Source organism: Granulicella arctica (assembly GCF_025685605.1).
GTDB classification, from domain to species: Bacteria; Acidobacteriota; Terriglobia; order Terriglobales; family Acidobacteriaceae; genus Edaphobacter; species Edaphobacter arcticus.
In genome coordinates this window covers 3,259,949-3,282,247 of sequence record NZ_JAGTUT010000001.1, presented here as the reverse complement: position 1 = coordinate 3,282,247, position 22,299 = coordinate 3,259,949, and the positions used below count along the sequence as shown (strand labels likewise).

The 22,299-nt window shown below is 59.0% G+C and carries 19 protein-coding genes and 1 tRNA gene; 13 read left to right on the top strand and 7 right to left on the bottom strand.

Annotated elements, in window-relative coordinates; all coding sequences use genetic code 11:
* Positions 1 to 56 precede the first annotated feature (56 nt).
* Positions 57 to 1,403 carry an alpha-L-fucosidase gene (locus OHL20_RS14020; RefSeq protein WP_263383797.1) on the bottom strand — a complete coding sequence of 449 codons (1,347 nt, stop codon included), beginning with the start codon at positions 1,401 to 1,403 and terminating at the stop codon, positions 57 to 59.
* Between the two features lie 122 nt (positions 1,404 to 1,525).
* Complete coding sequence (locus OHL20_RS14015; RefSeq protein WP_263383796.1) at positions 1,526 to 1,849, bottom strand: L-rhamnose mutarotase; 324 nt, start codon at positions 1,847 to 1,849, stop codon at positions 1,526 to 1,528.
* A gap of 93 nt (positions 1,850 to 1,942) precedes the next feature.
* On the opposite strand from OHL20_RS14015, the gene OHL20_RS14010 reads away from it, so the two are divergent.
* The 13 genes from OHL20_RS14010 (at position 1,943) to OHL20_RS13950 (ending at position 17,661) form a co-directional block, all read left to right on the top strand.
* Positions 1,943 to 2,647: a GntR family transcriptional regulator gene (locus tag OHL20_RS14010; protein WP_263383795.1), complete on the top strand. Its 705-nt coding sequence runs from the start codon at positions 1,943 to 1,945 to the stop codon at positions 2,645 to 2,647.
* A gap of 71 nt (positions 2,648 to 2,718) precedes the next feature.
* Complete coding sequence (locus OHL20_RS14005) at positions 2,719 to 3,975, top strand: enolase C-terminal domain-like protein (protein ID WP_263383794.1); 1,257 nt, start codon at positions 2,719 to 2,721, stop codon at positions 3,973 to 3,975.
* Positions 3,972 to 4,988, top strand: a complete 1,017-nt coding sequence (locus OHL20_RS14000) for an L-rhamnose/proton symporter RhaT (protein ID WP_263383793.1) — start codon at positions 3,972 to 3,974, stop codon at positions 4,986 to 4,988. The genes OHL20_RS14005 and OHL20_RS14000 overlap by 4 nt, the downstream gene beginning before the upstream one ends.
* Positions 4,989 to 5,004: 16 nt before the next feature.
* A complete protein-coding gene (locus OHL20_RS13995; protein ID WP_263383792.1) occupies positions 5,005 to 6,489 on the top strand; it encodes a tetratricopeptide repeat protein in 1,485 nt (494 codons plus the stop codon).
* A 222-nt stretch (positions 6,490 to 6,711) separates the two neighbouring features.
* A complete protein-coding gene (locus OHL20_RS13990; RefSeq protein WP_263383791.1) occupies positions 6,712 to 10,158 on the top strand; it encodes a carboxypeptidase-like regulatory domain-containing protein in 3,447 nt (1,148 codons plus the stop codon).
* A gap of 274 nt (positions 10,159 to 10,432) precedes the next feature.
* Positions 10,433 to 10,517 (top strand) — tRNA-Leu (locus OHL20_RS13985).
* A gap of 24 nt (positions 10,518 to 10,541) precedes the next feature.
* Entirely contained in the window at positions 10,542 to 10,871 is a 330-nt protein-coding gene (locus OHL20_RS13980; protein ID WP_263383790.1) for a DUF3467 domain-containing protein, read from the top strand.
* 3 nt (positions 10,872 to 10,874) lie between these two features.
* On the top strand, positions 10,875 to 12,482 hold the full coding sequence (locus OHL20_RS13975) for an ArnT family glycosyltransferase (protein WP_263383789.1): 1,608 nt from the start codon (positions 10,875 to 10,877) through the stop codon (positions 12,480 to 12,482).
* Positions 12,483 to 12,507: 25 nt separating this feature from the next.
* Positions 12,508 to 14,130: a tetratricopeptide repeat protein gene (locus tag OHL20_RS13970; protein ID WP_263383788.1), complete on the top strand. Its 1,623-nt coding sequence runs from the start codon at positions 12,508 to 12,510 to the stop codon at positions 14,128 to 14,130.
* The gene (locus OHL20_RS13965; RefSeq protein ID WP_263383787.1) at positions 14,127 to 15,434 is read left to right on the top strand and encodes an NfeD family protein; all 1,308 of its coding nucleotides are present in this window, start codon (positions 14,127 to 14,129) and stop codon (positions 15,432 to 15,434) included. The genes OHL20_RS13970 and OHL20_RS13965 overlap by 4 nt, the downstream gene beginning before the upstream one ends.
* Positions 15,435 to 15,505: 71 nt before the next feature.
* Positions 15,506 to 16,168 carry a hypothetical protein gene (locus OHL20_RS13960; RefSeq protein WP_263383786.1) on the top strand — a complete coding sequence of 221 codons (663 nt, stop codon included), beginning with the start codon at positions 15,506 to 15,508 and terminating at the stop codon, positions 16,166 to 16,168.
* A 63-nt stretch (positions 16,169 to 16,231) separates the two neighbouring features.
* The gene (locus OHL20_RS13955) at positions 16,232 to 17,008 is read left to right on the top strand and encodes a slipin family protein (RefSeq protein ID WP_263383785.1); all 777 of its coding nucleotides are present in this window, start codon (positions 16,232 to 16,234) and stop codon (positions 17,006 to 17,008) included.
* Positions 17,009 to 17,022: 14 nt separating this feature from the next.
* Positions 17,023 to 17,661, top strand: a complete 639-nt coding sequence (locus tag OHL20_RS13950; RefSeq protein ID WP_263383784.1) for an SPOR domain-containing protein — start codon at positions 17,023 to 17,025, stop codon at positions 17,659 to 17,661.
* Here the strand turns inward: OHL20_RS13950 and OHL20_RS13945 are convergent.
* From OHL20_RS13945 to OHL20_RS13925, 5 genes are read right to left on the bottom strand one after another with little or no spacing between them, the layout of a single operon-like run.
* Positions 17,640 to 18,374: a lysophospholipid acyltransferase family protein gene (locus OHL20_RS13945; protein ID WP_263383783.1), complete on the bottom strand. Its 735-nt coding sequence runs from the start codon at positions 18,372 to 18,374 to the stop codon at positions 17,640 to 17,642. The genes OHL20_RS13950 and OHL20_RS13945 overlap by 22 nt on opposite strands.
* 12 nt (positions 18,375 to 18,386) lie before the next feature.
* Positions 18,387 to 19,829, bottom strand: coding sequence for a UDP-N-acetylmuramate:L-alanyl-gamma-D-glutamyl-meso-diaminopimelate ligase (mpl, locus tag OHL20_RS13940; protein ID WP_263383782.1), 1,443 nt, complete (start codon positions 19,827 to 19,829; stop codon positions 18,387 to 18,389).
* A gap of 17 nt (positions 19,830 to 19,846) precedes the next feature.
* Positions 19,847 to 20,785, bottom strand: coding sequence for a S66 peptidase family protein (locus tag OHL20_RS13935; protein ID WP_263383781.1), 939 nt, complete (start codon positions 20,783 to 20,785; stop codon positions 19,847 to 19,849).
* Positions 20,782 to 21,585: a diaminopimelate epimerase gene (gene dapF / locus OHL20_RS13930; RefSeq protein ID WP_263383780.1), complete on the bottom strand. Its 804-nt coding sequence runs from the start codon at positions 21,583 to 21,585 to the stop codon at positions 20,782 to 20,784. Before dapF ends, OHL20_RS13935 begins: the two co-directional genes overlap by 4 nt.
* On the bottom strand, positions 21,586 to 22,293 hold the full coding sequence (locus OHL20_RS13925) for an MgtC/SapB family protein (protein ID WP_263383779.1): 708 nt from the start codon (positions 22,291 to 22,293) through the stop codon (positions 21,586 to 21,588).
* Between the last annotated feature and the right edge of the window lie 6 nt (positions 22,294 to 22,299).

Below are 22,299 nucleotides of genomic sequence, written 5' to 3'. Positions count from 1 at the left end.
AGATCTGGAGTCCTTGCGTAGATACGTCAAGACTCCAGACAACATGCGAACAGACGTTACGACGTGATAACGCGAATCACATGGACATGCTTACCGGGGGCCTGCGCCGGAAGCGTGAGTCGAACTTCTCCATCAGCCTGCTGGAACGTGATTGGCTGTCCGGTGGCAAGCATGTGAGCAGACTGAATCTTCGGCTTAATCCCCTTGATTTGCAGAGGACCGGACGGACAGTCGAAGACATGAACGAAAATATCGTTGCGCTTCGTCGTGGTGCGATAAGCTACCTCACCCTGGATGGGTCCAAACGTGGTGCCGTAGATCGACTCGCCATTGAGCGCCATCCATTCTCCAATTCCCTGCAGGCGCTCCTGAAACTCTGGCTGAATGAGCCCATCCGGCTGCGGGCCAATGTTGAGAAGGAAGTTGCCACCCCGGCTCGTCACCTCGACAAGACCGCGGACAAGATCCTGCGTCGACTTGAACTTGGTGTCATGGATGTTGTAGGCCCAGGTTTCATTAATCGTCATGCACGTTTCCCAAAGCTGGAAGTCGGCCGACGAGGGTACGCCACCCTTGAATTCTCCCTGGATGCTGGAGTCGGCTCCACGCATACGAACATCTTTGGTGGGAATGGACTTAGGAATAAACTGCTCCGGGGTCACATAATCAGCGGTGAGACCGATGCGGTCATTGATGAGGGTAGGCGGCTGAAGCTTATGGATCAGGTCAAGGAATCGCTGACCGTCGTACTTCTCCTGATGGTTTAGGCCGTCAAACCAAACAACCCGGACATCACCATATCGCGTGAGGAGTTCTGTAAGTTGGAGTTGCATATAGGCAAGATAGGAAGACCACTCGGGACGTTCCGGCTGTCCGTTCCAGTTGTCGCGAGCGAGCTTGGTGGTATCCCGAAAACCGGGATGATGAAGGTCAGGTGGCGAATAATAGAAGCCGAGCTTCATATTGCGACGCGCGCAAGCATCTGACAACTGCTTGACGATGTCCTTCTTGTACGGCGTGTTGGTGATCTTGTAGTCCGTATAGGAAGAGTCGAACATGCAGAAGCCGTCGTGATGTTTTGTCGTGAAGACCATGTACTCCTGACCTGCGGTGCGAGCCAGGTCAATGAAGTGGTCGGGATCGTAGTGAACTGGATTGAAGCGCTGTGGCAGAGCGCGGTACTCAGCTTCCGAGATCTGCCAGTTCCCTGGCTGCATAATCGGCCAGGACGCCTCGACGCTTCGGAGCGAGTATGGACCCCAGTGGATAAACATCCCGAACTTCGCCTCGCGGAACCAGGCGGTGTGCTCATCTTCCAAGGTGCTGCCGAAGGCGGGACGAGGAAGAAAAGGCAAACTAGCTGTGGCAACACCAGTTTGGAGAAATCGGCGACGATCAAACATTTGAGCGCTCATTTGAATGGAACGGTAGTTTGTCGCTCACATATCTGTCAAGTTGCAAGCCAAAGTTCAGGATTCGATTCGGGAACTCCCTACCCATCACAAATCTGAGCGCTCATTAGCTCCTAATCTGTATGGAACACTTCCTCCAGTGCCGTCCACCATTCTCCTTCGCCGTGGGTCGCTAGTGGCTCCTGCATCGGGTCCATGATGGCCCACCACTCCTGGGTCTTCGGATCGGCGGCCATTTTCTGCATATCGGCCTTATAGTCTTGCCCGACATATTCGAAATAGGCAAAAAGGGTTCCGGCATGCAGAAAGATCGAATAGTTGTGGATGTTGCAGGCTGCGATGCGCTCCAGGACCTCTGGCCAGACAGCCCGATGGTGGGTCTTGTAAGACGCTTCAGCCTCGGGACGAAGCCTGATTGCCATTCCATATCGCTTCATAAATTCTCCTTTGCGGAACGTTCAAGTGCTTAAGTGCTCGTTGACGCCACCGATTCGGCTACTGTACGCTCTGGCTTGCAAGTATAAGCGCCTATGCGAAAACCTAAACAAGCAGACCCGTCTGGTGAAACGCTCATCAAGTATGAGCTTGCCAGTTCACTACGTCAGGAGATCGTAAATGGCGCCCTGCTGCCGGGAGTGCGGATCGTGGAGGGGACATGGGCGCGCAAGTTCAGTGTCGCTCAAGGTTCAATTCGCGAGGCAATCAACATCCTGGCGCAGGAAGGATTTGTTACGAAGGCTGCCGGCCGCAGCGCCCGGGTGGTGAGCTTCAGCGAAGAAGACGTGCTTGACCTCTACGCCCTCCGAGGAGCGCTTGAGGGAGTAGCAGCGCGCCTCGCTGCGGAGAAAAAGCCGGATACCGGGTTGCTGGAGCGAGCGCTGGCGGCTATGCGAGTCGCAGCCACACGCGACAAAGGAGAGGATCTTCTGGATAGCGATCTGGCCTTCCATCTTGAACTGTGCCGGTTGTCGGGGAACAGCTACATCGTTGACCACGCCCGGCGGGTGCTCCTGCCATTCTTTGCCTTCGTGCGAATCCGTCTGATCGCAAGCGGACAAGGGACAGGGGCCTGGGGAAGAGATCTCGAAGCGCATCAGCGCATCATCGATCTGCTCAACGAGGGTGAAGGTGATGTCGTGGAGCAATATGTGCGCCGCGTAATGGCCCGATTTTCAACGACGGCGTACAAGAACTGGGAGAAGAAGCCCATGCTCTCCACGCGCTCTGGACGTTAGCGCAGCCCGCTAAGGGCCGCCACTATTCGACAAGTAGCAGACGACAAAGCACAGCGTGAATGGGAGACAGTTTGGGCGCTTATTCGATTGATCGTATTTCGAGCTTCGATGCAAGGTATCCGCTGCCCGCCGGCGCGGGGAGCGACGCCGTCCATACAGATCCGGAGTACTGTCTGGCGGTCACGCAGCTACACTCTTCGCAAGGCGAGATAGGATCGGGCTTTGCGCTGACCCTGGGTGAAGGAAACCGATTGGTGTGTGAGGCGATCGAGCTGCTAGCGCCTCCACTCCGGGGCATGCCAATTGAGGATCTGATGGCGCAGTTTGGCCGCGTGGCAAGAGAGCTTGCCGATGATCCAAAGCTTCGCTGGCTGGGCCCCCACAAAGGTGTGGTGCACCTTGCGCTGGCTTCGATCACGAATGCGTGCTTCGATCTGTGGGCAAAGAGCCGCGGCGTTCCGCTCTGGAAGTTGCTGCTCGATCTGACGCCGGAGGAAGTAGTCCGGCTCTTGGATCTGAGCTACCTGGATGAGGTCATGAACGAGGAGCAGGCGATTGAACTGCTGCAAACTGAGGCCTACTCGCGGAGCACCCGCGAGGGAGTGCTGCAAACAGGGTATCCAGGCTACGACACGTCCGTTGGTTGGATGGCCTATGACGATGCAAAGGTTAAACACCTCACAGAGCAAGCCATTGCGCGGGGTTTTACGGCGTTCAAATTGAAGGTCGGATCGAAGGATCACGAACGCGATTTGCGACGTGCGGCAATGCTGCGGGAGTGCGCGGGCGATGCGGGTACGGTCATGTTCGACGCAAATCAGCAATGGACTCTGCCCGTAGCGCGAACCATGTGTGCTGAGTTGGTAAAATTGAAGCCATTGTGGATCGAGGAGCCGACGCACCCGGACGATGTAGTGGCACATGCAACGCTGGCGCGCGAGATCGCTCCAGTAAAAATCGCGACCGGGGAACACATCCCAAATCGGGTGGTCTTCAAGAACTTCATAGAGTCAGCCGCGGTGCACTACGTGCAGGCAGACTGCACACGACTGGCAGGGGTAAGTGAATTTCTAGCGGTGAGCCTGTTAGCGCGTAAGTTCAAGCTGCCGGTGGTGCCACACGTCGGTGATATGGGGCAGATTCATCAGCATTTAGTGATCTTCAACCATATCGCGATGGGGCATGAGGCGCAGTTCCTGGAACACATCCCTCACCTGCGCTCCCACTTCTTACTGCCGGCAGAGGTCGAGCGAGGATACTACCGAACGCCGCAGGAGCCCGGCTCTTCGAGTGATCTCAAAGAGCTAGCCAGCCGGAGTGGTCAATGAACGCTACCATGTTTAGCGGCATCGGCCTCACAATGGTCGCGGGCATCATGGCAGGTAACTGCATGCTGCCCATGAAGTTTGCGCGCCGTTGGCGGTTCGAGCACATGTGGCTGGTCTTCAGCATCGTCTCGCTATTGATCTTGCCGTGGGGCCTGGCGCTCACAAATGTGCATGACCTGCTGAAGGTCTACCGAATACTTCCGCTAGGGGTGATGGTCGGACCGGTGCTATTCGGTGTCGGCTGGGGAATCGCACAGATACTCTTCGGGATCTCCGTACGGCGGCTTGGCATGGGCGTTGGCTATGCGACGATCGTCGGGCTCGGTGCAGTCTTCGGAACACTGGTTCCTCTCTTCGCCGGGCAGCGAGCACTTGTATCGCATACGGCGGTCGTGGCTATCCTGCTGGGCGTTGTCGTGATGGTCGGAGGAATTGCGCTGACGGCATGGGGAGGCCAGGTCCGAGAGCATTCGGGCGAGCGCGAGGTGTTGGATATACCGGCGCAAACAGGCTACCTAGCTGCCGTGTTGCTGGCGGTGCTATGCGGCTGCATGGCTCCGATGTTGAACTATGCTTTCGCGTTCGGACAAGGAATCGCCATCGAGGCAGTACGGCTGGGTAACACACCCGTCGCGGCTGCCTACTCGGTATGGCCGGTTGCGCTGTTTGGAGGTCTGATCCCAAACCTTGGATATAGCGCGTACCTTCTCAGCCGGAACGGTACCTGGCCGATCTTTAGACAGAGTGCGTCCGATGGTTTTTGGGCTATTCTAATGGGCGTGCTGTGGATGGGAGCAATGTCGCTATATGGAGTCAGCGCAGTCTATCTGGGGGCACTCGGAACGTCGATCGGATGGGGGCTCCTCCAGATTTTCATGATCATGACGGCGACCCTATCCGGCGTACTAACTGGCGAGTGGAGGCGCGCGCCTAAACGTGCCGTAGCATTGCTCGCTGCAGGGATGACAGGGCTCATCGGCGCGACCGTCCTGCTTTCGTATGGCGGCCGCTAAAGGAGTGCTAGCTGGGATGAGCAGACTGGGCAACGCGTCGAGTTCAGTAGTGTTATGTGCGCTCCTGTGCGGTGCCCACGCCGAAGCACAAAACGCAGCAGCCGATGCGGATCGCGCGCGAGGAGATCTGTTGCTCCAGCACAACGAGGTGAGTGGCGCGCTAGCCGCATACCGCTCGGCTGTGGCTGCTGGCAAGGATGAGGCGAAGAATTACTACGGACTGGCACTGGCACTCGACCGGGCTGGATCGCTTTCCGAGGAGCGTACAGCGTTGCAGCGAGTGATGCAGTTGGCTAGCTCGTTTGCACCCGCGCAGAACCAGCTTGGCCTGCTTAGCCTGAAGGAAGGCAAAACCGCCGAAGCCAAGTCTGAACTGAACAAAGCGATCAATCTCGATCCACGCTACGCGGAAGCGCGAAACAACCTTGGCGTACTCGAGCGACGCGAAGGCGACAACACTGCAGCGGAGCAGCTCTTTCGAGAAGCAATAGCGGAAAACTCCCGCTACGAACAAGCGATGGTAAACCTTGGATCCCTGATGGCAGGCGAGGGCAGGCTCGCCGAAGCAGAAGAAATACTGCAGCACGCTATCGGTGTAGATCCGCAAGATGCTGACGCTCTCATGAGTCATGCGATGGTATTAATTTCGCTGCGCCGAACTCAGGAGGCCCTGGTCCAGTTTCGAGCAGCAGTGCGTCTGAAGCCGAAGCTCGCAGAGGCGCATATAAACCTTGGGATCGCTCTTGCTGACGCTAACGATCTTGCAGGTGCTCTTGCGGAGTTCTCACAGGCCGTCCGTCTAAGTCCTCAAAACGGTTTAGCTTTCTACAACCAGGGACGAGTCCTGGCTGACCTCGAACGCAATGCAGAAGCGATGACTTCGTTGAAAATCGCAGTTCATCTCGATGGCGTAAACCCTGACTGGTGGACGATGTTGGGTACCGTCGCAAGAAAGACAGGGGACAAGCAGGCTGTTGTACTTGGTTTCGGCAAGGCAAGCGAACTTGAGCCTGGCAGCGCGCGTCGACACTATCAATTTGGTCAGGCGCTGCAGGATGATGGCGCCAGGGATCGCGCCATCGCTGAGTGGCGCAGAGCCATCCAGCTGCAGCCCGACTACGGCGAGGCGTTATACGCCCTGTCGCGAGTGCTTACCAAGACTCAGCCCGAGGAGGCGAAGGCTCTTCAGGCGCACTTCCTAAGCATTCAGTCCGCTCAGCAGCGAACGGACAAAGCGCAAATGATCGGAACGCAGGCTCTAAGCGCAGCTTCGGCCGGAGACTGGGCGCAGGCGATTTCACAGCTACATGCAGCGATCGAAGCGTGCGGCGAATGCAGCGCGAGGCCACTGCTGCACAAGAATCTAGGACTCGTGTACTGCCGATCCGGCGACCTTGTGAACGGCAAGAGAGAGCTGGAAACCGCACAGGGATTGCTGCCGGACGATAAAGATGTGGCAAAGACATTGGAGATGCTGCGGGCTAGACGGGCGGGCCAGTAGCCCGAATCCATTGAGCCTAGGCCGCTTCCACGTTTCATCCGTGAAACGCTCGGTTTATAGGTGACAATCCTTCCGCCACTCTGTATATTTCCTCTCGCTTGTGATGAGTGCTTAAATCTGTCATCAACTTCGAACACATCCTTGCCAGCTCGCGTGGCGAAGTGAACAGGAATCTGCAAGCACATAGCTGAAGCTAGTAAGTCTTTGGAGGAGCACATGGGGATGTTCGCAGGAAATCAGGGAAGATCTTTCGGCCGCAGAATTTACACCGCGATGCTGATTGCACTGACCGTAGTCTGGGTCGGGACGGCGCACGCGCAACTGTCAACCGCGTCGGTAAACGGTGTCGTTCATGACGCATCAGGAGCGTCAGTCGTGAATGCTACGGTGAAGCTGCGCAACCTTGATACGTCTGTCGAGACGGTCACAGCTTCGAACAACACCGGTTCGTACACGATCGTAAGCGTGACGCCAGGGCAATACACCTTGGAAGCGACGGCCCCGAGCTTCGGTACGCAGAAGATCACCACGTTCACGCTGACGGTAGGCCAGACAGCGACGATCGAATTCACGCTGGTTCCGGGAGAGCAAAGCTCAGTCATCAATGTCCAGGGCTCCGCTCCCCTACTCGAGACGACGACAGCAAATCTCGGCACCGTCATCTCCACGCGCCAGGTGAATGATCTGCCGCTCAACGGACGCAACTTCACACAGCTTCTGCAACTGACTCCAGGCGTCGCTCCCACAAACACAGGCCAGAGCAATGGCGGAGGTTTTGCTGGACCACCGGTGGCGTTCGGCTCGTCGACCTCCTTCCCGGCGGTCAATGGCCAATCCAATCGCAGTAACTTCTTCCTGACAGATGGATTGAATAACTACGGCAGCATCCTGAGCACCTATGATGTTCCGCCGATCATCGATGCCATTCAGGAGTTCAAGATCGTCTCGCATACCGACAGTGCCGAGTACGGCGGAGTGATGGGTGGAGTCGTCAACGTGGTAACAAAGTCAGGTGGCAACGACTTCCATGGCTCCGGGTGGGAGTTTGCGCGGAACGACATCTTCGACGCCCGTACCTACTTCCTCCCGACTACATCAGCGAAGGCAGTCTTCCAGCAAAACCAGTTCGGCGGATCGATCGGCGGCCCAGTCCTCATTCCCAAGCTGTACCAGGGTCGCGATAAGACGTTCTTCTTCGGTGCTTATCAAGGCTTCCGTTACAACCAGACGCAGAATGCTTCGCTCACCGTCCCGACTGCGGCAGAGTTGAACGGCGACCTAAGTGCCCTCGGAAAAGATATCTACAATCCCTTCACGACGCGTCCCGATCCTGCGAAGCCAGGTCAATATATCCGTGACATCTTTCCCGGTCGACAGATCCCCAAAAGCTTGATCGACCCGCGCATGGTGGCATTCGCTCAATTTGTGTATCCGGCTGCGGGCACGGCCCTCGCCAACGGTACAAACGCCGTGGATACTACGCCGCTAACCCAGACGCAGAATGAGTTCACGGTACGTGTAGATCATACGTTCGGGGCCAAAGACTCCGCATGGTTCCGCTATAGCTTTATCAACAGCCTGCAGACACAATCCGGAGGAGTCCCGGGACTGGTAAGTACCCTCGCAACGCCGGCCCGCAACTACGGCGGCAGCTACGTGCATATCTTCAATCCAGGTCTCATCGTTCAGGCACAATACGCGCGAACGACAGGCCAGCATAACAACACGGCCCTTTATACAAAGTCGACAGCAGCGATACTTTCGCAGGTTGGCTTCGATCCTTCGCTCGTGAGTGGATTCGTAGCAAACGGTGGAGGAAGCCTCGTTCCTTCACTTGGAATCACCGGATTCTCAGGTGGAGGTGAAACCATTCAAAACACCCCCAAAGCCACGGACAGCAATGAGTTTCGAGCAACGGTCACAAAGATCATCGGCAGGCACGAGCTTCATATGGGTGGCGGCTACACAAGCATCGGCTTCTCAAGTCCGATTGCGTCATCGAGTGTCCAGTTCCAGTCGACCCAGACCGCGAATCCTGAAGATGCATCAACTGGTAACGCGCTGGCCTCCTTCCTGCTGAACACGCCGGATGGCGCACAGCGCCGTAATGTAAACGAGACGGAGCGGCCGGGCGGCGTCTTAAGCGCGTTCGCGCAGGATAGTTGGAGGCTGTCGGACAAACTCACCCTGAACTACGGCCTGCGCTATGACGTAACCTTTATCCCCGGCTATGGCAGCGAGGATTCCGTGGGACAACAGGGCGGTATTGAAACTGGCGACGTCGACCTGATGAATGGTGTCTACATTCTTCAGAAGGCACCACCAGCCTGCTCGGTTCGCGGACATGCACCGTGCATTCCGGGCGACGGATCGCTACCTGCACATGTCATCGTCGACCCACGCGGAAAAATTCCTCACAACGTCTATCTCAACTTCGGACCACGCGCCGGATTCGCGTATCGCTACGACGATAAAACAGTCATTCGCGGAGCGTTCGGTATCGTCTATGACCAGTGGGCTGCCGCGACGCAGATGGGCCAGAACATCGAGGGCTCGTGGCCGGATACAGGCCAGATCATCACAGGCGAACTGAACCTCCCGACCTCGACAGGTCAGACACCTACGACCACTACACAGAACCCCCTCGCTGCGACTGGCTCCGGAAATTTCCCTGCACCAACACCATTTCAGCAGGTTGGCTTCTTCTACGATCCACATATCAAGAATCCGTACTCCGAGCAGTACAACGTAGGCATCGCACGTCAGCTTGGTTCGGCAACAACGGTCACCGTCAACTACGTCGGATCATCGGGACACCGGCTCGACGTCGGTGGCTACTACAACACCGCACCCACGCCCGGACCAGGTGATCCACAGGCCCGAGCCCCTTTCCCCTACATCCACCCAACCTACTATGACCGCAGCACCGGTTCGAGCAGCTACAACGCGATGCAGCTATCCGTGGAAAAGCGATACACCAACAGCTTCTCCTACTCAGTCTCCTACACGTGGTCCAAGTCGATCGACGAGGGCGGCGACGGTTGGTTTGGCGTCGAAGGTGGCGTTCCGCAGGACCCCTATCATCCGGCCGCGTTTGGCAGCCGGTCTGTTGCCGGTAACGATTTGAGGAATGTCTTGTCTGTCAGTACGCTCTATTCCATACCTGTCGGCAGGGGTGCTAAGTTCTCCACCGGAAACGGCATCGCCGACTACATACTGGGCAACTGGCAATTGAACAACATCTTCCTGGCGCGATCGGGTCAGCCGTTCACACCAAATATTAGTGGAGATATCGCGAACACCGGCAATGGCAACAGTGGATATGAAACCGCAAACGTCGTTGGCGACCCTAACAACATTAAGAATCGTTCTGCGGTTGAGTACTTCAATACGGCGGCGTACGCAGCACCAGCAAACTTCACCTTCGGCACAGCAGGACGAAATTCGCTCCGGTCTGCTGGCTACTGGAACCTTGATACCTCTGTGTTTCGCAAGTTCCCGATTCGCGACAGATATACAGTGGAGCTTCGTGGCGAAGCATTCAACATCTTCAACCACCCTGTGCTCGGCACACCAGACTCAAACTTCAGCGATACGACGTTTGGCCAGGTGTCCAACACAGCGAGCACAACTCGCCAATTGCAACTGGGTGCGAAGTTCATCTTCTAACGCATCAGCACGGAGCTTCCGTTCTCTTGAACGGAAGCTCCGTCTCCAGCCTTGCAGCACGTCCGCATTTCTTCTGGCCGAGCACAACCTCAAAACAATTCCCGCCACCGCAGAGCCCATCGAGCACAGTACAATTGGGACATTGGTGCTGTACGCCCACCTGTCTCCACTCACAACTGACCAGCTATCGATAGGCTCGTCAGTTCGACCGGGAAGAGAGCAAGCGAACATCACCAAAAAGTGACATGATTACCTGTAGTCCCTTGCAATACATGCGAAAGTGGCGAAATTGGCAGACGCACCAGACTTAGGATCTGGCGGAGCAATCCATGGGGGTTCAAGTCCCCCCTTTCGCACCAGCAACTACCCGGACAGGAATTAGGATGAGCGACATCAAGAGCCCGACTGCACAGCCGCAACAAGATCCCAACCAGCCGACCCTCAAACTTACAGCCACGTCCGAATACCGCGACGGCTACGCGAACAGCGTGCAGGTTCGCATGAGCGTATGGGACTTTTTTCTCGTCTTCGGAACCATGCACCAGCAGAACAAAGATGAAGTCAACGTGCAGAACTTCCAGGGCATCTATATCAGCCCGCAGCAGGCCAAAGCCCTCTGGAACGTTCTCGGTAACAACTTAGCTCAGTACGAGCAAACCTTCGGCGAGCTGGCCCTTGAGCCTCTTCCGCCGCAGAACGGTCCCGTCAACTAGTCTGTGCCGTCTCCTCCCGTCTCCGACCACTCTTCCGCCCGTCGCCTCTGGCTCTTACTTCCCTTCTTCTCCATAGCTGTCGCACTCGCGCATTGGACGCTCCTGCGCCTCCCCTACTTCTGGGACGAAGGTGGGTACTACATTCCCGCCGCGCTCGATTTCTTCAAGACCGGTACGCTAATCCCGCAGTCCACGGTCACCAATGCTCACCCTCCTCTGCCCTCCATTCTCCTGGCAGGGTGGTGGCATCTGGCCGGTTTCCACATCCTCAGCACGAGGATCCTCGTCTGCCTTGTAGCTGCGATAGCGCTCCTCGGCGTATACCGCATTTCGCGGAGTCTTGCCGATCTTCAGGTCGCCATCGCAACAACCCTCCTCACCGAGATCTATCCGGTCTGGTTTGCGCAGAGTACCCTCGCCCACGCTGACATCTTTGCCGCAGCCTGCACGCTCTGGGGACTCTCCTTCTACCTCCCCCACCTCGCCTCACGCGATCGCAAGCCGATACGCGATGGCCGCGACCTCATCCTGGCCGCAGCCATGTTTTCGCTCGCCGCTCTCTCCAAAGAAACTGCCATCATCACTCCCTTGGCACTCGCCGCGTGGGAGGGTGTTCAAGCGCTTCGAGCACAAGGGAAACGGCTTCATATTGAGTGGTTTGGAGCCCTGTCAGCGGCTATCCTCCCACTGCTCGCCTGGTACGCCTACCACTTCCACAAGACCGGCTTCATCTTCGGAAACCCCGAGTTCCTTCGCTATAACGCAACGGCGAACCTCGATGCCCACCGCATCGCCCTCTGCCTCTGGCATCGCATCCTTCACCTCACCGTTCACATGAACATGTTTGTGCCCGTAGCCTGCACGGCAGCTATCCTCATCATTCCGGTAGCGCGCCCGCGCCTTCCTCGCGCCATCAACATTGCTCTCGGCATCGTCCTCGTGGCCAATCTGTTGGAGTTTTCAATCCTCGGCGGAGCACTCCTCACACGCTACCTGCTCCCGCTCTATCCCCTCATCCTCCTGCTCTGCATCGTCGAATGGTACCGCCGTCTTCCGCAGCATGGCCTCGGCTTCATAGCCCTCACCACCCTGAGCGCGGTCGCCTTCCTCTGCGGCATCTGGATCAATCCGCCTTATGCGTTTGCCCCCGAAGACAACCTCACCTACCGCAACATGATCGTTCTTCACCAGCAGGCCGTCCTCTATATAGAGGAGCACTACCCTGCCGCCACCGTACTCACCGCCTGGCCAGCCACATCGGAACTCGCCCGTCCCGAAATCGGCTACTCCAATCATCCCTTCGCCGTCGCCGCAATCCAGAACTTCTCCATCGAGCAGATGGAGAAGGCCGCAATGGACCCCGGCAGCTACGACACAGCCCTTATCTTTTCGACAAAGTGGGAGCCCTCAGGGAAGGTCAACCTCGGCCGCGCGAACGAACCAGCTGACGCCAAATACTTCGATTTCCATCATGACCTCCGTCCCGCCGAAGCCGCTGCACTTCTCCACGGGGAGGTCGTCTGGAAAGCACACCGCGGAGGCGAATGGGCCGCTGTCCTCCACTTTCCGCGCAGCGTCGACGCCCAAGTCACCCCCCTCCGTCGTCCCTGACACCGGACGCATATAATCAGCAACTGTGTTGACGATTGCGCCTCTGCGCCTACCCCTTAAGATCACCGCACTCCTGCTCCTGCTCGGCGCGTTTCAATCGACTACGGCCTCAGCCCAGACCCGCGACACTGGCGGCCGTCTCATCCTCGTCCTACCCTTTGACAACCGTACCGGGCAGCCAAACCTCGCCTGGATCGGTGACTCTTTTCCCGATACTCTCAATCAGCGCCTCACCTCCGCCGGCTTCCTCACCATTACCCGCGACGATCGCCTCTACGCGCTCGACCATCTCGGTCTCCCCGCCGATTTCCGCCCCACCCGCGCCACGACGATTCGCATGGCCCAGACCCTCGACGCAGACTATGTCGTCGTCGGCAGCTATACCGTCCGCGACGGACGCATAACCGCCCAGGCTCAGACTCTCAGCATCAATCAGCTTCGTCTCTCCGCACCGCTTGAGGATTCCAGCCCGCTCGACCATCTCTTCGACGTTGAGAACGGCATCGCCTGGAAGGTCGCCCACCAGGTCGATCCAAAATTCAGGGTAGCCGAGCAGACCTTCCTCGCCGCCTCCTCTGGTGTCAAGCTCATCGCCTTCGAGAACTACATCCGTGGCACAGATGAAGCCAATTCCGAGGAGCGCATCAAGCACCTCCAACAGGCTCTTCAGGACACGCCCAACTATCCAGCCGCCTTACTCGCCCTCGGCAAGGTGCAGTACACCAGTCGTCTCTACGACCAGGCCGCCGCAACCCTTGCCAAGGTTCCTGCCGGGGACCGTCTCTCTCTCGAAGCCAACTTCTATCTCGGTCTGGCGCGCTTCAACGCAGCAAAGTACAGCGCCGCCGAAACCGCCTTTGGCTTTGTCGCCAGCCGCCTGCCTCTTCCAGAGGTCGTCAACAATCAGGCCGTAGCCGCCAGCCGCCAGAGCAAAGACGCCGTCGCCCTCTTCCAGCGCGCCAGCACCGCCGATCCGAACGACGCTGACTATCACTACAACGTTGCCGTCGGCCTGTTCAACCGAGGGGATGCACCCGGCGCCATACGCGAGGTCGAGACCGCCCTCAAGCTCCACGCCGCCGATGCAGAAGCAGCTGAATTGCACACCCGTCTGCTCGCCAACAAATCCGTGACAGGCACTCCACTTAAGAACGCCGTCACCGCGGGTGGCTTCGACCCCGTCCCTCGCATTCGCCGCACCTACTCCGAGGCCTCGTTCCGTCAGGCAGCCTTCCAGATGGACCAGATGCGCGCCATCCGTATGGCCACCCTGCCCCCGGCGGAACAGGCCACGCAGTACACCAAACTGGGTCGCGACTACCTCTCTGCCGGCCTCATCCCCGAGTCCGAGCAGGAGTTCCAGTCAGCCCTGACCGCAGACAGCAACAGCGCTCCAGCCCATGCCGGTCTGGCCCAGATCCGCGAGCAGAGTGGCAACGCCGCAGATGCTCGTACGGAAGCCCAAACCTCGCTGAAGATTCAACCTAATGCCCAGGCGCTGCTCGTCCTTGCCCGCCTCGAACTTCAAGCCAATAATCTACCCGCTGCAGCCTCCGACGTCAGCGCAGCACTCCACCTCGAGCCAGCCAACTCCGCTGTCCTCGGCATGAAGCAGGCACTCGCCAATCGGGGCCAAAGCCTCCCATGACCGCCACAGCAGCACGCGCATTGAAGCTACTGCTGCTAAGCCTCATCTGCGCCCTGGGCCTCCCCGCCCAATCACCACCGATCGTGATTCGCCTCACCCTCCACGACACAATCCAGCCCATCACAGCCGACTACCTCCAGCGCGGCCTCCGCGCAGCCGCCGACCAGCACGCCGCCGCAGTCCTTATCTCGCTCGGCACCCCCGGCGGCCTCCTCGAGTCCACCCGCACCATGGTCGCCGCCATCGAGCAGTCCCCCGTTCCCGTCATCATCTACATCTCGCCCTCGGGCAGCCGCGCTGGCTCCGCAGGTTTCTTCCTCCTCGAAGCAGCCGACGTAGCCGCCATGGCACCCGGCACGAACGCTGGCGCAGCCCACCCCATCGTCGAGGGCAAGCAGCTCGACCCAATCCTCAAAGAAAAGATAGAGAACGACGACGCAGCCTTCCTCCGCTCCTACGTTACCCGCCGAGGCCGTAACCCTGCAGCCGCCGAGGACGCAGTCCGCAACTCAAGGTCCTACAGCGACACCGAAGCGCTCCAACTCAAACTCATCGACCTCACCGCCCCGAATGATGCCGCCCTCCTCGCTGCTCTCGACAATCGCACTATCCACCGCTTTGACGGCAACCCCACCACGCTCCATTTGGCCGGCTCACATATCGTCTCTCTCCCTCCCTCCACCCGGGAGCGTCTACTGAGCAGCCTCACCAGCCCCGACCTCGCCGTCTTCTTCGTCGTCCTCGGCGGTCTCCTCATCTACCTCGAGTTCAACGTTCCCGGCACGATCGTCCCAGGAGCCCTCGGCACCCTCCTTCTTCTCCTCGGACTCTTCGGCCTCAACCTGCTCCCCGTCCGGCACACTGCCGTAGCACTCCTTCTTGCCGCCCTCGTCTTCATCCTTCTCGAGACGAAGTTCACCAGCCATGGCATCCTCGCCCTCGCCGGCACCCTGGCGCTTGTCTTCGGCCTTGCCACCCTCGTCGACGGCCCCATCGGCGAACTTCGCGTCCATCTCGGCATGGCAATAGGAGCCGGTGTTGGCTTCGGTCTCATCTCTTTCACCCTTGCCTGGATCGCCCTCCGCGCTCGAAAAAACAAGATCCTGCTCGGCCCTCAAGCCATGATCGGCGGTCTCGCCGTCGCGCGTACCCCCCTCAATCCTTCCGGTCAGATCGAGATTCGTGGCGAACTTTGGCAAGCCACCCTCGACATTAATACCGCCATACTACCCACAGGATCGCCCGTTCGTGTCCGTGCCGTCGATGGACTGATGCTCATCGTCGAGGCAGCCGAACTCCGCTGATTACGGGAGCAAAGGCACAAACAAGGTAGACTAAACGGTAATAGTTGTCTTGATAAGGGAGTCTGTTCTTCATGCCGAACGTGTTTTGCCCGTCTGTTGTCCGCCGCACCCTGTTGTCTGTCGCAGCCCTCGTTCTCGCAGGAAGCGCCCACGCCCAGGTCACCGCACCTGTCACCCTCCTCGACAGAACTCTCAGCCACATGGATCTCGGTGTGAGCGGCACCGGCCAGTTCACCAACACCGTCACTGGCACGAACTATCTCGGTGTCTCCCTCACCCAGAAGCCCAGCCAGACGCTCGGCGCTCTCGTCACGGTCCGCTACACAAAGTCTCCTTACCTTGGAGCAGAGTTCAACTACGGCTACGCTCGCTACACCCAGAACTTTTCGTCCTACATCACCGGCGGTGCGCAAACCAACGCCAGCGAGTACACGGTTGGATACGTAGCGCATACACCTAAAATCTTCGGCATCTCCACCTTCGCCTCAGCCGGTGCCGGGTCGCTCGCCTTCCGCGCCACGCCTGGTGGCGGACAAGGGCTCCCGACTCAAGCCCGCGCGGCGTATTACTATGATGCCGGTGTCGAAGATTCCATCATCAGCTCGCATTTCGGCATCCGTGCCCAGTTCCGTCAGGTCTTCTTCCTCGCACCAGACTTCGGCCAGAATTACCTCACCATCAAGCAGCGCCAGATCACCACCGAGCCGGCTGTCGGCTTCTACATTCACTTCTAAACCGCTCTGTCCTAAGGGCCGCTTGCCATAAACGCAACCGGCCCCGCAAAGAAGGCTACCCGTATGCCGCTCCCCATCCTCGTCATCGTTGCTATCGTCGTCCTTTATCTCCTCAACTCCATCAAGATCCTTAAGGAGTATGAGCGGGGCGTGATCTTCCGCCTCGGTCGCGTGCAGCAGGCAGCCGCTGGTCCCGGCATCATCCTCGTCTTCCGCCCACTCGATCAGATCGTCCGCATCAGCCTTCGCCAGGAAGCAATGGAGGTTCCGGCACAGGACGTCATCACCCGCGACAACGTCACCCTCAAGGTCAACGCAGTCATCACTCTCCGCGTCGTCGATCCCACCAAGGCCGTCATCGAAGTTGCGAACTACGTCTACCAGACCTCACAGTTTGCTCAGACCACCCTCCGCTCCGTCCTCGGCGAGGTCGACCTCGACGAGCTCCTCGCCCATCGCGAAGCCCTCAACATCCGCATCCAGTCCATCATCGACGGCCACACCTCACCCTTCGGCGTAAAAGTAGTCTCCGTCGAGGTGAAGCAGGTCGACATGCCCGAGACCATGCTCCGCGCCATGGCCAAGCAAGCCGAGGCAGAACGCGAACGCCGCGCCAAAATCATCCATGCAGAAGGCGAGTTCAACGCCGCAGCCAAACTCGTCGAGGCCGCCGCTCTCATGGCCACCCAGCCCATGACGCTTCAGCTCCGCTACCTCCAAACCCTTACTGAGATCGGCGTCGAAAAGAACACCACCATCGTCTTCCCCCTGCCGATGGAACTCATGAACCTGTTCAACCGTACCTTCATCCCTGAAGCGAGCATCCCTAAGAAGGACTAACGAAGGATTACCGCGTGAATATCGATAACGACCGCCTTGACTCTGACGGCAACGACAGGGAACGCGAGATCTCCCTCGGCACAGCCACCATCCTCGGCATCTTCCTCGCCCTGGCGCTCGTCTGCGCCGCCTTCTTCGGCTTCGGCTACTCGCTGGGCCGCCACTCCATCCAGGCCGCCGCACCTATAGCACCAGAGGTCAAGGCGGACGCTGCGCCGGAACCTAAACCCGACTCACCCTTCAGCCATTTCAAACAGAGCACTCCTCCAGCCCCCAAACCCGTGACAGACCCCGATACTGAAACGCCAGAGGGTCCGGTCGCAGACACCACACCGTCTCCGCGCTCCAAGCCAACAGAGACGACGGCGCATCCTGTAGCCTTTCCGAGCCCTACGCCATCGGCTGTAAACCCGGTGAATCCACCGGTCGCCGCCGCAGGTCAGTTTGTCGTCCAGATCTCCGCGCCCTCGCGTCAGGGAGACGCAGACGCCCTCCTCGCCGCACTCAGCCGCAAAGGCTACAAAGCCTATATCCGCAAAGAGCCGCAGGATAGCTTCTTCCACGTCCAGGTCGGCCCCTACGCCACCAAACCAGAAGCGCAGGCGATAGCGAAGCGCCTCGACTCCGACGGCTATAAGCCCTTCATCAAATAGTCGGCAGGCTGCATCTCAGCGGGCAAGGCATGGGCGATTGCCTCATAGACAGCCGCAAGAATGTCCTCCCGGCTTTTGTAGTCGGATGGTTCAATCGCGGGCAACATCTGAACCCGCGCCAGCCCTGGCGTCACTCCAATACTGCCCTTTCGCATCATCCTCTCGGTCCCTGAGATCGCGACCGGAATAATCGGCGCTCCGGTCTGCTGCGCAAGATAGAACGGCCCCTTCTTGAAGGTCGAGAGCCGACCGTCCCGCGACCGTGTCCCCTCGGGATACACAAGGATATGCAACCCGGACTTCAACGCATCTCCTGCAGCCACGACGCTCGCCTGCGCAGAATCTCGCTTGCTCCCGCGCTCCACCGGCACAAACTTCGCCATAAGCATAGCCCAGCCGAGGATCGGGATCTTCGTCAGCACCTTCTTCAGCAGCACCGAACTCCGTCCCGGCAACATCGGCAGCAGCACCGGCGGGTCCAGGTTCGAGACATGGTTGCTCATAAAGATGCAGCTCTGTCCGGCCGGCACATTCTCCATGCCGGAGACCTCTACCGTGATCCCGCCCGCCCGCACTCCTGCGCGCAAAATCCACATCGCCACCCGATAAAGCCGGCTGATATCTCCAACCACCAACGTATACGGAATCCCGATGATGCCTGCAATCGGTCCAAGCGTCAGGTACACAGCGAGCATCTTCAAGGCAGCAAACATACAAGCCTTAGTCTACCGCGCCGAGAGCACGTCCTGAGCCGCCTCAATCGCCGCAGGCAGCTTCGTATAGATCCCTCCAAACCCGCCATTGGAAAGAATCGCCACCACGTCCCCGGCCAGAAGCTGCGGCACCAGCACCCTCACGACCTCATCCGCATCTGCACACACGGCCGACGACACGCCCCGCTGCACCAGCGCCTCCGCCACATGCTCAGGATGTAACCGCTCCGCAGCGGGAATGCTCTCCGACTTGAAGACAGCCGCCAGCAGCGTCCTATCGGCCAACGCCAGGCTCTCTACCAGATCAGCCTCAAAAACATTCCGCCGCAGCGTATTCGACCGTGGCTCAAGCACCGCCCAGAGCCGTCGCCCAAGGTAAGCACTACGCAGCGCACGCAGCGTCTCGCGGATCGCCGTAGGATGATGCGCAAAGTCATCGATGACCGTAACGCCGCCAACCTCCGCCCGCACTTCAAGCCGCCGCTTCACACTCCGGAAGCTCGCCAATGCCACCACAATCGCCTCGACCGGCACTCCCTGCCCTGCCGCCAGCGCCGCCGCAGCCGTAGCGTTCAGCGCATTGTGCTCTCCGGCCATGGGCATTTCGAGATCGGCAAAGTGCTGCCCGTCTCGATCAAGTCGCCAATAGCTCACGGCACCCTCATGCCGCAGTCCGGACACTCGCCAGAACGACTCCGCAGCAAACCCATACCGCTCCACCGCGCAAAAAGCCTTTGCCGCGCACTCGCTCACATTCTCGCTGCCATCAAACGCCACCAGCCGTCCGCGCCGCGGAATCAGGTTTACCAGCCGCTTGAACGCCGTCTTAACCGCCGCAAGATCAGGGTAGATATCCGCATGATCGAACTCCACATGCGTCAAAATAGCCGCATCCGGAAAGTAGTGCAGGAACTTCGGTCCCTTGTCGAAGAACGCCGTGTCGTACTCGTCGCCCTCTAGCAAAAACGGCTTCGTAGCCCGCACCCGGAAGCTCGTCCCAAAGTTCTCCGCCACCCCGCCAATCAGGAACGATGGCGCGAATCGCGCATCCGTCCGCGAAGCAACCTCATAGATCCAGGCCAGCATGCTCGTGGTCGTCGTCTTTCCGTGCGTCCCTGCGACAACCAGCGACTCCCGACCCGGCAGAAACTCGTCATGCAGCACTGCCGCCATCGACGTAAAGGGAATCCGCTGATCGAGCACATACTCCAACTCGACATTCCCTCGCGAAATGGCATTCCCAACGATCACCAGGTCAGGTCGTGGCTCCAGGTTCGCCTCCGCATATGGCTCATGAATCGCGATGCCAAGCCCCGACAGCATCTCGCTCATCGGCGGATACGCCGCCGTATCCGACCCCGTCACCCGATGCCCCTGCTCCTGCAGCATCCCCGCCAGCGACGCCATCGCCGTCCCACAAATCCCAATCAGATGAATATGTTTCAAAGTCCGCATTAGCTCCAGAATGGAGTCTAGCCGTTCACAGCCGCTTCAAGAAAGTCCATACGCGGGTTCTGCACGTCCGAACACTCCAACCGCACCCGCACCCCCAGCGGCAGCGTCACATTGCCACGACCCACATGCCCACACCGCAGCCCGATCGCAATCGGCCCTTCAAACTCGCGCAACGCATGAAGAAGCGCCCCCTCCAGCAACTCCATCTCCTCAGGTGCCACGCACTGCTGCATGTCTCCAAAGACGATTCCCGATATGCCATCCAGCACCCCTGCAAGCCGAAGATGACACAGCATCCGGTCCCACTGGTAAGGCTTCGTTCCAATATCCTCCAGAAACAAGACCCCGTCTCCGCTCTTTGGTGCGTACTGCGTTCCCAGCGACTCCACAAGGATCGACAGACATCCTCCACCAAGACGCCCCTCCGCACTCCCTCCACGCAACACGCGCAGCCCCTCCGCAGCCCCCACCGACCACGCTGCCTCACTTCCAAGCGAGGACTGCCAGCTCGCCACATCCTCTCCGTCCGATTTAGCGAAATCCGCCGCGACCATCGGCCCATAAAAACACACCAGCCCAGCCTCATTCCGCAACCAGCCCTGCAGCGAAGTCAGGTCGCTATACCCAATAAACACCTTCGGACTAGCCCGAATCAGTCCCGCATCCAGATACGGCAGCAACTCCGCCGACCCCCACCCGCCCCGCGCGCAGATAATCCCATCGATCGCAGGATCAGCAAACGCCGCGTGCAAATCGCTCAGCCGATCTTCAAGCGTCCCCGCGTAATACAGCGGCCCTCGGTCCAGCGCATGCGGAAACAGCACCGGCTCATACCCCATCCAGCGAAGCCGTTCCATCCCCGCCGCCACCAACTCTGGCTTCGGTGTACTCGCCGGAGACACCACGGCCAGCCGCGACCCAACCCCCAATGCCTTCGCCTTCACAACCTCGATCACAGCGGAAACACCTCACCCGTACAGATAATCTCGGCCGGTCCCGTCAGCATCATTACTGCGTCAGTCGACGTCCAGACCGTCTCCTGTTTCCCACCCTCAGCCACCGCCGTCAGATCCCGATTCACGCCGCGCAGCGACATCGCCGCCGCCGAAGACGCGCACGTCCCCGTCCCCGAAGAGGTCGTCGGACCACACCCACGCTCAAAGATGCGGAACGCAATCTTCGCCTCCGACACCACCCGCACAAACTCCACATTCGTCCCGAACTTGAACAGCGGACTTGTACTGATCCGCCCCCCAAGTTCCTGCCACGAAAGCCCATGAGCACTGAAATCCTCAGCCTCGGTGAAGATTACAAAGTGTGGATTCCCCACATTTACCATCGCTCCCGCAACCTCGCCGACCCCCTCCACCACGATCGTCCTCGGCATCACCCGTGGCACTCCCATCCCACTCTCAATCAGGTACGTCGGATCGCTCGCCTCGATGACGCGGCACGTCCGCACCCCGCCATGCGTCCCCAGCGCTACCTCCATTAAGCCTTCGCTCTTCGCCAGCCAGGCCGCGACACACCGTGTGCCATTCCCGCTCAATTCCGCCTCACTTCCATCCGCATTGAACAGTCGCAGGAAGAACTCGCCGTTCCCACGCCGCTCCAGAAACTCGATACCATCCGCACCTACACTTGTATTTCGTGAGCACAGCTTCCGAGCCAGCGCAGCATGGTTTCGCCCCGCAACCGCCTCGTCCATCACCAGAAAATCATTGCCGCACGCATGCGCCTTCACAAACGAAATCATCTATCCATCCTCTTCAGTATCGCGAAACGCCACCACCTGGTCGGTAGCATCGCCAGCCCGCAGTTGCGCCAGCAATCGCTCATGCTTCTTCTGCTCTGCCGTCACATAAAACACGATCCGTTGCAGCGCACCCACTGTATCCCGCTCCGCAATGGTGAGCCGCTCGCCAGCCGCATCCATCACACTCAGAACGGTCGCCACCATCGTCTTCTCATCCGCCCCGCGCACTTCGTAGATCAGCGGGTAGCGCTTCCATCCAATCTTGTACTCCAGCAACCCAATCACCTGTAGCGACACCAGCGTAATCGCCGTTGCCAACGCGGCCTCAAGGTACAGACCAGCCCCGCAAGCCATCCCAATCGAGGCCACCACAAAAACCGTCGCCGCGCTTGTAAGCCCCAGCACCCGGTTGCGCGAATGAAGAATCAGCCCCGCCCCGAGAAACCCGATCCCCTGCACAATATTCGCAGCCACCCGGCCCTTATCCGGATTCCCTTCACCGGCCAGCACAGCCGAAAGCAGCGTAAAAAACGCACACCCCAGGCACAGCAGCATATTTGTCCGCAGCCCCGAAGCCTTGCGCCGCCACTCCCGTTCAATGCCGATCAGGCCACCCATCGCGCACGCCATCAGCAACCGTGTCGCCGTGCCGCTCGAGAGCAGCTCCTGGTCAATCTCGCTAAAGTGAAAAGAGGACGGCACGAACATCGTATG